This window comes from Chryseobacterium sp. UF-290 (assembly GCF_058245615.1).
Map to the genome: position 1 here is coordinate 234406 of NZ_JBSICB010000002.1, position 13019 is coordinate 247424.

Sequence of the window (13019 nt, forward strand, 5' to 3'; positions counted from 1 at the left end):
TCTTCATTATTAATGCTTAAAGTGTTTCCTTCAGCCAGTCAAAGAATTCTCTCTGCCATACCAATCCGTTCTGTGGATGAAGTACCCAGTGATTTTCGTTCGGGAAGTAAACCAGTTTAGATTTCAATCCTCTTAATTTAGCAGCCTGAAATGCTTCCTGACCCTGTTCGTAAGGCACACGGAAATCGATTCCTCCCTGAACGATCATGATCGGTTTGTTCCATTTTTCCACAAAATTGCTCGGGTTGAATTCCGTATAAGCTTTTGGCTGTGGCTTTTCCCAAGGAGAGCCAATATCCCAGTTGGCAAACCATAGCTCTTCGGTAGTAAGATACCAAGATTTCATATCGAATAATCCATCATGGGCGATGAACGTTTTGAATCTGTTCTCATGAATTCCTGCCAGCATAAATACACTGTATCCTCCATAGCTGGCTCCCACTGCAGCTACCCTGTCACCGTCTACGTATGGCAATGTTTTAGCATAGTCTGTTGCAGCGAGGTAATCCCTCATGGGCTGTCCGCCCCAGTCTTTGGAAATATCTTCATTCCATTTCGTTCCCCAGCCCGGCATTCCTCTTCTGTTGGGTGCCACTACGATATAATCGTTGGCTGTCATCAGGGCAAAATTCCATCTTACGCTGAAATATTGCGTCAATGCAGATTGTGGACCTCCCTGGCAGTATACCAGTGTCGGATATTTTTTGTTGGGGTCAAAGTTTGGCGGATAATGAAACCAAACGCCCATTTCTTTGCCATCCGAAGTTTTTACCATCTTAAGTTCAGATTTTCCCTGAGCTAACTTAGCATAAGTATCTTTATTGGCTTCAGTAACCTGCTTCATTTCTCCGTTCTTAAGGTTTACAGAGAAAATCTCCGTTGCATGGTTAACATCTGTTCTTCCGACTAAAAGCGAAGTCTTATTGTCTGTAAAGATCTCATTAACGTCAAAGTCTCCTTTGGTAATCTGCTGTACTTTTGCAGTTTTTGAATCCAGGGAGAAAAGCTGTTTTGTGCCTCTGTAAGCTGCTGTAAAATACACCGTTTTTGAATCCGCTCCCCAAAGGACATCTCCTGAAACACTTTCATCCCAACCGGCTGTAAGGTTTGTTGTCTTTCCGGTTTTCCAGTCCATGATTTTTACATCATTCTTATCCGCTTCATAGCCGTCTCTGGCCATACTCTGCCAGATCAGTGATTTTCCGTCCGGGCTGAATTTAGGATTAATATCATATCCTTTGTTCGATTCTGTCAGGTTTTTAGTTGTTCCTGAAGCCATATCGTAAGCAAAGATATCCGTATTGGTGCTTATAGCATATTCTTTCCCGCTTTTAGGTTTTGTAACGTATAAAAGCTGGGCGGAATCCGGGCTCCAGATAAAATCTTCCGCACCTCCGAAAGGTCTCTGAGGTGAATCCCATGTTTTTCCTTCCAGAAGGTCTTTAGCAGCCTCTACTTTATCAGAGGTATTGACAACAAATACATGATTGTATTTTCCTTCATTGAAGTAATCCCAATGTCTGTGGTTCAGATCGGTATACACCTGAGCCGTCGTTTTTGGAGTATCGCTGTATTTATCTTTCCCCATCAGTTTTTCAACCAAAACCTGCTTGCTGAAAGCTATTCTCTTACCGTCCGGTGAGATAGCAATGTTGTCAGCTTCACCAATTGTGTAGAATTCTGTCCAGGTTTTCCCGGCATCTTTTGAAAGGTAAATTTTATCGCCTTCCTGCGCATAAATTCCGTTTTTATCCCATTGAATCAGGGATTTTTTACCGAAATCTATTTTGGAGGACTGATGATTAAGAACATTCAGAAAGTAGTTCTCACTTTTTGTTTTTTCTGTTTTCAGATCTACCTGTCCCATTTTATAAATAAGGGAAGCCTGATCGGGTGAAACGGCCTGTACTCCTACTTTTTTCAAAGTCCAAAGAATTTCAGGCGTCATTCGTTGTTGTGCATTCATTAAAAGCGGAGCTGCCAGAGCCAGCAGACTGTACTTAAGTTTCATATGTTGATATTCATTTTTTAACAGATCTATGGGACCATGCCGATTAGATCCGTTTTATTAGTTCAAAGATTGCCAAAGTTAACCATTAAAATAAAATTAACGAAACTTTTCATGCTAATAAATTCTTACTCAGGTTTAATGGGTGCTTAGTCAGCTTTTTAGTACTATTTCTGTTTTTAAACCTGTAAATCACAGCATAACAGAGCAGGCAACAGCTCTGTATCCTGTCAGCTGATAATACCACGTTCCAGATAATCAAAGAACATCTTTTTATAGCTTTCTCCGATAGGGATAAAGGTACCTGCTATATTGGCCCTGTTCCCTTCCACAATGCTCAGGTGTTTTGTGGAAATGATAAACGAACGGTGAATCCTGAAGAAAAGCGGACTGGGTAATGACTCAGACAGCGTTGCCAGGCTCTGGTAAGAGATAACATTTCCTTTCGCTGTTACAAACTTCACATAGTTGCGCAGGCTTTCGATATAATAAATATCTTCCAGAAAAACTTTGTGATATTTATGCTTCCGGTCACCTTTCAGCATGAGAAATGCTTCTTCCTGCTTGTCTGCCTGTACCGGTATATCCTGACGCTGAACTTTTTCAACAGCCCTTAAAAAACGGTCGAATGCTATAGGCTTCATCAGGTAATCCACCACGTCATACTCAAAGCCTTCGAGCGCATAATCAGGATATGCAGTCGTAAGAATGATCTTGCAGCGGCTGCCGATTATCTTAAGGACATCGATACCACTTAGGTCCGGCATCTGAATATCCAGAAAAAGCAAATCCACCTCACCCTGAATGATTTTATCAATGGCTGAGAACACATTGTCTGAGCTTTCAACGACAGTAAGTGAGGGAACTTTCTGAATAAAAGATACCATAATATCTGCTGCATATTTTTCATCATCGAGAACAAAACATCTGTACATGGCCCGGATTGCTATAAGGTTATCTGCAGCAAAATACAAAATTCTTTTTGATCCTGCCGGATATCCAGGCGGTGCCGTCCGTTATAGAGTAAGCTCAGCCGCTTTTGTACATTAACCAATCCGATACCACCGGATACTTCTTTCCTTTTATTACTTTTTCTATTGGATACGGAAAATTCAAGTTTATTATCCCGGATGGAAAGATCAATATTTACCGGATATTCCGACTGATCAACAACGCCATGCTTTAATGCATTCTCTACAAACGCTATCAGGATCAGAGGGGCTATTTTGAGATTATTTCCTTTCGTATCCACTTGATAATTGACATAAAACTGTGGTGAAAAACGGATGCTGAATAGTGAAATATAATTTTGAATATACGTTATTTCATCCTCTATGTATACCAGTCCGTCCTTATGTTCCTTTAAAGTATAGCGCATCAGATCTGCAAGACTCACCAATGCATCGGCCAGCTGCTGTGATTTAGGCAGAGCCAGCGAATACATATAGTTTAATGAATTATAAAGAAAATGAGGGTTTATCTGGGAACGCAGGAAGGCCAGTTCAGCTTTGCCGGCTTCCTCTTTAAGGCGGAGATTCATCCTTTCAAGTACAAAATGCCTGTGAAGGAAAAATATTGCTGCCGATAATACGATATAGGGAATGGCATAATACAAATTGTCAAAGATATAGTATACTATAGACACATCTTCATCATAGTTTCTAAATCCAAGCCATACCGGATACAATACCTCTTCCCATCCGTAGCGGCACAGGGCAAAAAAAATACAGGCTGACAAGATCCCTCCTGCCAGAAAGATTTTATTCCTGTTGATTGCAAATCCTGGATATATAAAGCTGTAGCAATAATAAAACGTGGAAATTTTCGCAACATTCATAGAGAAATTGAGCCATAATATCTGCCGGTCAGGCGTTTCATTTAACCAGAAAAAGTAAGTATAGGCCAGAAATAAGGTCCAGCTCAATATATGTATGAAAATGATTTTCGATTTGCTCATGCGACAAATTTAAAAAGGGAAAGCAGCCGGCTTAAAAATTATTATACGTAGCTCCGATTTTTTTATATGAATCCCACATGTTCTGTTTCGCATAAAAAATAAAGAGATTGGAATAATAAAATTTATAAATGTCGCTGCAACTCTAATTTTGCTTTCAAATTTAATAGAATTCGGTATGAACATAGCAAAAATTGTAGTTTCCTTTTGTTTTTCAATCGCTTTATCGGTATCAGCATCCGCTCAGGAAAAGATCCGGATTTTAGTATTGGGCACTTCTCATTACAATCAAGAAAAGGACTCGGCAGAACAAAAAAAGGTCATCGAAAAGCTAGCAGCCTTTAACCCTGATATGGTAATGGGTGAGTTTGTTTCTCCTGAAGAATATGTCTCTCTTGAACCGGATAGCTACCGGAGAAAAATGAACGACAGTACTTTTTTCTATTATCAAAAGCTGAACGCTGATATTCGGTTCAGTGAAAAAAAATTGGAAAAGGATGCCAACCGCCTGATCAGGTTTCCCAATCTGCATCGATCACGTATAGAATTAGCAGCGGGTCTGCTCAATAATTATGATCTGGCGAATGCAAAATACCAGATATACATGCTGGAAACATGGAAGAAGTCCCATTTCAATCCTGAAGAAGCAGCTTTGTATAAAACAAGGTTAGGAGGAACCGAAACTTTGGTACAGCGTAATCTCTATCAAGATACAAGTGAATATAATACGATTATTTTCCCATTAATGCAGAAGCTGAACCTTTCTACTGTTTACCCGGTTGACTGCCAGATCTACGACACAAAATGGACGCAAGCCTGGCGGATCGTGGCCTACTGCATGCATTTCATTAACAGGATTGCCAAAATGGACGAAAATTCTGAAGAGGCCGGAATCGTACAGAAAATTGAGCAGGAAAAAAAGCGGATCTATTCAAAATCGGATAGTCTTGGCCTGCACGGATATGCTTATCTCAACTCTTCATTCAATGCCGAAGAAAGTGATCTTATTAATTTCTATGGCGGTGAAAAGCTGTTTGGCTTTTCAAAGAACTATCCTGAAAAAGAAGTCCGGGAAATGATCAGATACTGGAAACTGCGGAACGAAGGCATGGCTGCCAATATCATCAGGCTGGCCCGTGAAAAGAAAGGAAAACGCATCGTGATCGCTGCAGGTTCTGCCCATCAGAAGTGGATCGCTGATATTCTGAGGAAGGAGCCTGATGTAGATATCATTGACTACAATACCCTGTAAGGCTTCTGGCTTTTCAATTTATATAGATTCCAGCCTAAATTATAAAAGAAGATCTCACTATATGGATCAAAAAAACCGTCAATTTACATTGACGGTTTTTATAATTTATTTCTTATGATTAATCTCCATCTGAGAACATTGAGCTGGCCAGAGAGGTGACAATTGATAACAGAATACTGAAGATAAAGGCCCACCAGAAGCCATCTACGACCATACTATCCATAAAGTAATCCGCAATCATAACAATTACCGCATTGATTACCAAAGCAAAAAATCCTAAGGTAATAATGGTAAGCGGAAGTCCAAACAGACTTAAGATAGGTTTTACAAATATGTTTAAAATCCCCAACACAATGGCGAAAATAATCGCTGAAGAAAATCCTTCAAACTGTACTCCCGGTAAAATTTTCGTTAAGAGGTACGCAACTATTGCAGTTATAAATAATCTGATAATTAAGTTCATGTTGTTATTTTTTAATGTTTATGGGGATTAGGGAGCAAAAGCCATTCCATTCCGGAAAAAAAATGCTGCAAATCCTTTATTGAAAGAATATTCTGCCCCTCTATAGCACAAATCTGTTATTTTATTTTCATCATCGTTACCAGTGAAGTAGCCACATGACTTTCTGAATCAGATCCTTCACTCTGTACATAAATTTCTGTTCTGACAACAATAATCTTCCCCCCACCTTTGATAACGTAAGACTTGGAAACCAAAGCATCTCCCATCGCAGGCCGCAGATAATTCACCTTTAATTCAACGGTTACTACGTAGCAGTCCTCCGCATAATGACTTACTGCCGCATAACCGGAAGAAACATCCACTAAAGAAGCGATCATCGCCCCGTTGAACATTCCCGCTTTTCTGGTCATCATTTCCATTTTAGGTATTTTAATGGAAACAAAGTCAGTTTCCACTTCCAGCAATTCTGCTTTATAAAATTTCAGGGTTTCCGAACGGCCGAAGCTGTCTGTGATTAATTTCTTTTTCTCTGGGGTCATTCATTTTAATTTGATGTAAAGTTAAAGATTGATTTAAAAATTAAAGAATTAAAAGATTAAAAAATTATTGACAGGATAAGGTATTTTTACTTTTTAATAACAAAAAATGTAATGGCCGTAAATGCTTCATTTAATTTTAAGTTTAATATTGTAGTACTTTTCTGCGTTATCTGCTAAATCTGCGGAGACAAAAAAAACATCAAAAATTAATAGATATTTGCAGTATAAATGAAATCTTATAGGTTTGTTTAAAAAAGTCAAAGATTTTCACTCCAAAAGATTAGCTTTGCAGGAAAGTGATCTTCTATGAATTTTAAAAAGATCTTTCTGCTTTTAAACTTCCTGGCATGCTGTATGTTCCATTCACAAAGCCTGCATCTGTACGGAGGTGCTGATCAGGACCAATATCTGGGATGTTTAAACTGTGATACGTTCGATAAAAATTCTGTATGGAACAAATTCAGTGATTATGGAAACGTTTACAGCTCAAAATCGATCTGGAATACCTACGGAAATTACGGAAGCTCACACAGTACGTATTCTCCGTGGAGTGCGTATGCATCCTATCCTCCCGCCATTGTTGACCAGAATGGAAATTTTTACGGTTATCTTACTTTGAATCCTTATAAATCTGAAAGATCGGAGCTTGAATTGGCAAAAGTCTTATGCAAATATCATGAAGACATCAAAACGGATATCAATGGATGGTATGAAAAGCTGTTTCGGTAAAATTTAAACAAACCTGGTGATCCCAAATAAAAAGCTTTAGCAACAGGCCAAGGATTCGAATCCCGTATTCTCCACTATTTTAAATATTTACAGAATGACAAGCTGAAATTATTTTTCCTATCATATATCATTCTATGGAAACTAAATGTAGTACAATTTTAAAAACACTTTAGTACACTTAAGAAAGTTGACAAGACATTGTATAAGTAAGTTCACTTTAGGAGAAAATCTTTGATTTTTATGTTTGATTTTAACCACAGAGGACACAGATTTTCACAGATGTTTGCATACAGCTTTGGGGTTCACGTAAAAATCTTTGATTTTTAAAAACTTATGTGCACTTCTATACGCAAAACCTATCACTTGAAATAACTTATGTGTTCAAAAAAACTGTTATGAGTTTTGTAACTAATTTACATTTCGCCCGTCAGTTGAGTTGCACCGAGAAGTCATCTGTAAGAGAAAGCACCCCTTCTGTAAGCCCTTCCAGGTGTGCGCTGAAGCCTTTCAGCTTTGATGTTTTCCCTTTCAAAACGAGATCTAAAAGCTGCTTATCCGATAATTTTTTTCCAAAGATTTCGAAAGTAATTTTAAATCCGCAGTTTTTGAAATCAGAGCAGCCAACCGCTGTTTTTCCTTTGATCAGGTTGTGTTCCTTACATTTCGGACACTTGGTTTCTTCCCAGGACTGAAGTTCTTTTTTCTGGGCAGGCTCTCTTTTCTTTTTCTCTTTTACAACTTCTTTTTCTTCTTCCTGGAGCGTAATCACTTTTCCTTTTCCGTCAACGACCTTTTTGGTAAGCTCTGTTACCATCTGGATCAGCTCTTCTTTAAAAAGATTGGCCTCATACTCCCCTTTCTCAATTTTGCGAAGCTTCAGTTCCCATTCTCCGGTTAATTCAGGACTTTTTAACAGCTCATCTTCGATGGTATCAATCAATTGAATTCCGGTTTGGGTAGCGATCAGATTTTTCCTTTTCTTCTCGATATATTTTCTTTTGAAAAGGGTTTCAATGATATTCGCACGGGTAGATGGTCTTCCGATCCCATTATTCTTCAGTAATTCACGAAGCTCTTCGTCTTCCACCTGCTTTCCGGCAGTTTCCATCGCACGCAGCAAAGTTGCTTCGGTGTATGGTTTTGGAGGGGTGGTTTTTCCCTGGTGGATCATCGGATCATGAGGTCCGCTTTCTCCTACCTTAAATTCAGGAATGGTCTGTTCCTCTTCTTTTTCTTTATCTTTTTCCTTATCCGTGGATTCTTCTTTAGGCTCTTTGGCATAGACAGTTCTCCATCCCGGCTCCAGAACCTGTCTTCCGCTGGTTTTGAAAGGAATGGTTCCTACTTTTCCTTCTACTAAGGTATTGGAAATCTTACATTCCGGATAAAATACCGCAATAAATCGTTTGGCGATCAGGTCATAGATCAGTTTTTCCTCCCTGCTCAGATTTTGAGAAGGCGGAATTTCCGTAGGAATGATCGCATGGTGATCGGTTACTTTTGAATCATCAAAAACGGCCTTTGATTTTGGAATCGGAGCTTCCAGTAATGGGGCAATCAGATCCTGATAAGGATACATTTTCTGAAGAATCCCTCCGATCTTCGGATATAAGCTCTCGGATAGATAGGTGGTATCAACACGCGGATACGTCACATGCTTTTTTTCGTAAAGGCTCTGGATATAATTCAACGTATTCTCCGCTGAATAACCATATTTTTTGTTGGCTTCCACCTGCAGCCCGGTAAGGTCGAAAAGCCTCGGATTTTTTTCTTTTCCTTCTTTAATTTCGAAAGAAACAATTTCAAATGGATTTACTTTAAGGTATTCCAATCCTTTTTCCGCACGTTCCAGAGTTTTCAGCCTGTCGATCGCCGCATTGAAGATCACGTCACGGTATCTGGTCTTCAGCTCCCAATATTCTTCAACGGTAAAAGCGTCAATTTCTTTCTGACGCTGAACCAGCATTGCCAAAGTAGGAGTCTGAACCCTTCCAATGGAAAGAACAGCTTTATTTCCTCCGAATTTCTTGGTAAAAAGCCTGGTTGCATTGATTCCCAACAGCCAATCTCCGATGGCCCTTGCATTTCCGGCCAGATAAAGGTTCTTATATTCTTCAGCAGGTTTCAGATTTGCAAAACCTTCTTTGATAGCTTCTTCCGTCAACGATGAAATCCATAAACGCTGAATCGGCTTGTTGCATTTTGCCTTCTGCAATACCCAACGCTGGATCAGCTCTCCCTCCTGCCCGGCATCCCCGCAGTTAATGACCTCATCACATTCTTCCACTAATTTCTCAATCACTTTAAACTGGGTTTCTACGCCTTTATTCGGGATCAGCTTTATTCCAAAACTGCCGGGAATAATAGGAAGTAAAAACAAATTCCATGATTTGTACTGCGGACCGTAGTCGTGAGGTTCTTTCAGGGTGCAAAGGTGCCCGAACGTCCATGTCACGCAATAGCCGTTTCCTTCCATATAGCCCTGCTTAGGCGTGGTAGCGCCCAATACTTTGGCAATATCTCTGGCAACACTGGGTTTCTCGGCAATACATAATTTCATGAACTCGGGTTTATTGAAGGAGTGCAAAAATCGGGATTTTTTTTGACTTTAGCTAATTTAGTTGACAGTTGAGAGCTAACAGTTGAGAGCTAAAAGTGGTTTCAAATAACAGAGCTGAATTTTTATACATTATTTTATGTGTTAACTAATTTAGTAAATGTAAAAGGCAATTTCCTTTAAACATATTTTCAGATAACCTGGAGCAAAATCCAACAGCAGCCTTTATACAATTCTTAAAAAAATCTATTTATTTTATGTTTTTAGCAACCACAATTACATTCTGGTTCAAGTTGAATTTGCATTAAAAGCTTATTTTAAATAATAATACGTTATTAAATAACAAAAAATTAACATTAATAAAATTCTAATTTACAACAATTTAAATCAAATTCAATAAATCAGAATTTAAAAAGTCTACTTTTTTAGTGGACTAATAAAAATTAAATTATATATTTGCAAGCGTATTCAGGAAATAAAACAAAATGAAGGCAGAACTAAAGAATAATTCAATACAGAAACATAGCATCAAAAATATGATGAAGGATACCTGTATGCCTGTACATAAAAAACACTGTGGTTGACCTTACTTTTATATGACATATTTTTTAAAGGCTCTACCACGTTGTAGGGCCTTTTTTCATTGAAAACGAACAACATTAAAAAAATAAAAATGAGCAATTCTAAAAACAAATGGTTAATTCCATTAGCGTTTACAAACATCTATGTGATATGGGGAATTACGTTTTTAGCTATTTCATTTGGCTTAAAAGGTTTTCCGCCCTTCATTCTTTCCGGATTGAGATTTCTGGTTGCGGGAATTCTGATGATAGGATATCTTCTGTCAAAAGGGGAAAAGGCAGGTTCTCTGATCAACTGGAAAAAGAATGCCATTACCGGTATTCTGATCCTTACCGGAGGAACGGGACTTGTAGCCTGGGGAGAACAATATGTGACAGCTTCAGAAGCTGCCATTTCGATAGCCACCGGCCCATTCTGGTTTATCGCCATCGACAGAAAAAACTGGAAATATTATTTTTCGGATAAATTCATTCCGATCGGATTGGTGATCGGTTTTGTAGGACTGGTATTCTTCCTAAAAGGCAGTGCCCATTCAAGTGCCGCTCATGCAGTAGCTAACGGAAACTTAAGAATTACAGCATTTGTGGTATTGGGATTAAGTTCCGTTGCCTGGGTACTGGGATCTTTATATTCCAAGAAAAATCCGGCTTCTCAATCTACTTTTATGAATATTGCCCAACAGCTTATAATCGCAGGGCTGGCCTCTTTCCTTATTGCTTTTTTCAGAAAGGAATGGACCGGTTTTTCGGTTTCAGCGATCCCTTTATCCGCATGGCTGGGAGTCCTGTTTTTGATTTTCTTTGGATCAATAATCGCTTATTTGTCGTACATTTGGCTGTTATCCGTGAAACCCGCTGCCCTGGTAAGCACCCACACCTACATTAATCCTATTGTAACCGTTATTGCAGGCTGGATTGTTGCCAATCAGAGCATCAATGGAGGTCAGCTTTATGGTTTGGCAATCATATTGCTGGGAGTACTTCTGACCAATGTCACCAAGTACTTCAAACTTTCAAAACGGTCAAAGGTCAAAATCAGAAGAATGAAAAGATTTTTTAACAGAACAGGCAAGCGATATCAGCCTATTTAAACAGTATTAAAACATCAGAATGATAGAAATCAGAAACATATCAAAAACATTTTATCAGAAAAAGCAGTCTTTCAAAGCGCTGGATAAGGTGAGCCTCAATATAGAGAAAGGAGATATCGTAGGAATTATCGGATTCTCAGGTGCAGGAAAAAGCACGCTGATCCGTACGGTAAATCTGCTGGAAAGGCCTGATGAAGGGCAGATCATTATCAATGGAAAGGATTTCACCCGATTAAGTTCCAGGCAACTGGCTGAGGAACGTAAAAAAATAGGAATGATCTTCCAGCACTTCAACCTTCTTTCTTCGAGAACTGTTTTTGATAATGTAGCACTTCCCCTTGAGCTGGACGGTACGGGTAAGGATCAGATCAGGAAAAAGGTGAATGAACTCCTGAAGATCGTAGGACTTGAAGATAAGGCCAGTGATTATCCCAAAAGCCTTTCGGGAGGCCAAAAGCAAAGAGTAGCCATTGCAAGGGCATTAGCCAATGATCCTCACCTCCTGCTTTGTGATGAAGCCACCAGTGCCCTTGATCCCGCTACTACACAATCCATTTTACAGCTCTTAAGAGACATCAATCAGAGACTGGGAATTACCATCCTTTTAATTACCCATGAAATGGAGGTGATCAAATCTGTTTGTAACCACGTAGCTGTGATAGATAAAGGAAAATTATTAACAAAAGGAACGTTAAGCGAGATTATTTCGGACAGAAAGCATCCGATCATCCGTCAATTTATAAATTCAGACATCATGACCCTGCCACAGGAACTCAATAACAGACTGCAGAAAGAGCCACAGGATGGTTTATTCCCGCTGGTCGAAATAGAACTTAATGAAAGCATCAGTGTGGAGCAGCTTCTTTCAACTTTATATAATCAATATAAAATCCCCTACAAACTTTTAAAGGCTGATGTAGAGTATCTGGGAGACTCCAATTTCGGTAAACTGCTGCTGCAACTTCAGGGAGAGGAGGAAGAAAATCAGCAGGCGATCTATTATTTTAATCAGAATAAAATTCAAAATACAGTAAGAGGATATGCTTAGTGATACGGTAATTGCCCTTTTGGCAAAAGGAACCTGGGAAACGGTTTACATGACATTTTTATCCGGATTTTTCGGATTTGTGCTCGGACTTCCGGTCGGGATTATGCTTTTTTTAACCAGAAAGGGACAGCTGATGGAAAATGCTTTCTATCACAGAGCCTTATCTATTGTGGTTAATATTTTCCGCGCCATTCCTTTTATTATCCTGATCGTATGGATGATCCCTTTTACCAGGGTACTGGCGGGAACTTCCATTGGAGTGAACGCGGCATTGGTTCCGTTAAGTGTAGGAGCGGCTCCGTTCATTGCGCGACTTGTAGAAAACAGCCTTATTGAAGTTCCTTATGGTCTGATAGAAACAGCCAGAGCACTGGGAGCTTCTCCGTTACAGATCATCAGAAAAGTATTGCTTCCTGAAGCGCTTCCTTCATTGATCAATAATGCAACCATCACGTTGATCACTTTGGTCGGATACTCTGCAATGGGAGGAGCTGTAGGTGCCGGCGGATTAGGCCAGGTTGGGTACCAGTACGGATACATCGGCTATGATATCGTGATCATGAATACAGTATTGATCCTGCTTGTTCTTTTGGTATTCATCATACAGTTTGCAGGAGACAGATTGTCGAAGAGCTTTGACCACAGGTAGTGGGTTTGAAAGTCTGAGGGTTGGAGAGTTTGGGGGTTGGAGAGTAGTATAGAATATAAAGAAAAGAAAGACAGCTGATTTAAAATTTACCTGTTACATTTTAACAGATTCGCTTTCTTTGCCCTTTTGCGATTTTACCTTTTTACCT

General features: G+C 39.3%; 11 protein-coding genes. 5 read left to right on the plus strand and 6 right to left on the minus strand.

Annotation, left to right across the window (positions count from 1 at the left end):
- Positions 1 to 16: 16 nt before the first annotated feature.
- The 3 genes from AC4IF5_RS03375 to AC4IF5_RS03385 form a co-directional block, all read right to left on the minus strand.
- Entirely contained in the window at positions 17 to 2011 is a 1995-nt protein-coding gene (locus tag AC4IF5_RS03375) for a S9 family peptidase (RefSeq protein WP_490731672.1), read from the minus strand.
- 227 nt (positions 2012 to 2238) lie between these two features.
- Positions 2239 to 2943 (minus strand): LytR/AlgR family response regulator transcription factor, encoded by a 705-nt coding sequence (locus tag AC4IF5_RS03380; protein WP_490731674.1) that lies wholly within the window; start codon positions 2941 to 2943, stop codon positions 2239 to 2241.
- Positions 2944 to 2954: 11 nt separating this feature from the next.
- Positions 2955 to 3965, minus strand: a complete 1011-nt coding sequence (locus tag AC4IF5_RS03385) for a sensor histidine kinase (RefSeq protein WP_490731676.1) — start codon at positions 3963 to 3965, stop codon at positions 2955 to 2957.
- A 175-nt stretch (positions 3966 to 4140) separates the two neighbouring features.
- Between AC4IF5_RS03385 and AC4IF5_RS03390 the strand changes: the two genes are divergently transcribed.
- Positions 4141 to 5214, plus strand: coding sequence for a DUF5694 domain-containing protein (locus AC4IF5_RS03390; protein WP_490731678.1), 1074 nt, complete (start codon positions 4141 to 4143; stop codon positions 5212 to 5214).
- Between the two features lie 118 nt (positions 5215 to 5332).
- Here the strand turns inward: AC4IF5_RS03390 and AC4IF5_RS03395 are convergent, their stop codons facing one another.
- Together AC4IF5_RS03395 and AC4IF5_RS03400 are read right to left on the minus strand one after the other, a co-directional pair.
- Positions 5333 to 5677, minus strand: coding sequence for a phage holin family protein (locus AC4IF5_RS03395; RefSeq protein WP_490731680.1), 345 nt, complete (start codon positions 5675 to 5677; stop codon positions 5333 to 5335).
- A 116-nt stretch (positions 5678 to 5793) separates the two neighbouring features.
- Positions 5794 to 6216, minus strand: a complete 423-nt coding sequence (locus AC4IF5_RS03400) for a PaaI family thioesterase (RefSeq protein ID WP_490731682.1) — start codon at positions 6214 to 6216, stop codon at positions 5794 to 5796.
- Between the two features lie 306 nt (positions 6217 to 6522).
- Here AC4IF5_RS03400 and AC4IF5_RS03405 point away from each other — a divergent pair, with 306 nt between their 5' ends.
- Positions 6523 to 6945 carry a hypothetical protein gene (locus tag AC4IF5_RS03405; protein WP_490731684.1) on the plus strand — a complete coding sequence of 141 codons (423 nt, stop codon included), beginning with the start codon at positions 6523 to 6525 and terminating at the stop codon, positions 6943 to 6945.
- Positions 6946 to 7372: 427 nt separating this feature from the next.
- Here the strand turns inward: AC4IF5_RS03405 and AC4IF5_RS03410 are convergent, their stop codons facing one another.
- Positions 7373 to 9505, minus strand: coding sequence for a type IA DNA topoisomerase (locus AC4IF5_RS03410; protein WP_490731685.1), 2133 nt, complete (start codon positions 9503 to 9505; stop codon positions 7373 to 7375).
- A gap of 670 nt (positions 9506 to 10175) precedes the next feature.
- On the opposite strand from AC4IF5_RS03410, the gene AC4IF5_RS03415 reads away from it, so the two are divergent.
- From AC4IF5_RS03415 to metI, 3 genes are read left to right on the plus strand one after another with little or no spacing between them, the layout of a single operon-like run.
- Entirely contained in the window at positions 10176 to 11174 is a 999-nt protein-coding gene (locus AC4IF5_RS03415; RefSeq protein ID WP_490731687.1) for an EamA family transporter, read from the plus strand.
- 19 nt (positions 11175 to 11193) lie between these two features.
- Entirely contained in the window at positions 11194 to 12222 is a 1029-nt protein-coding gene (locus AC4IF5_RS03420) for a methionine ABC transporter ATP-binding protein (protein WP_490731688.1), read from the plus strand.
- Positions 12215 to 12871: a methionine ABC transporter permease MetI gene (metI, locus tag AC4IF5_RS03425; protein WP_490731690.1), complete on the plus strand. Its 657-nt coding sequence runs from the start codon at positions 12215 to 12217 to the stop codon at positions 12869 to 12871. Before AC4IF5_RS03420 ends, metI begins: the two co-directional genes overlap by 8 nt.
- The last annotated feature ends 148 nt before the right edge of the window (positions 12872 to 13019 follow it).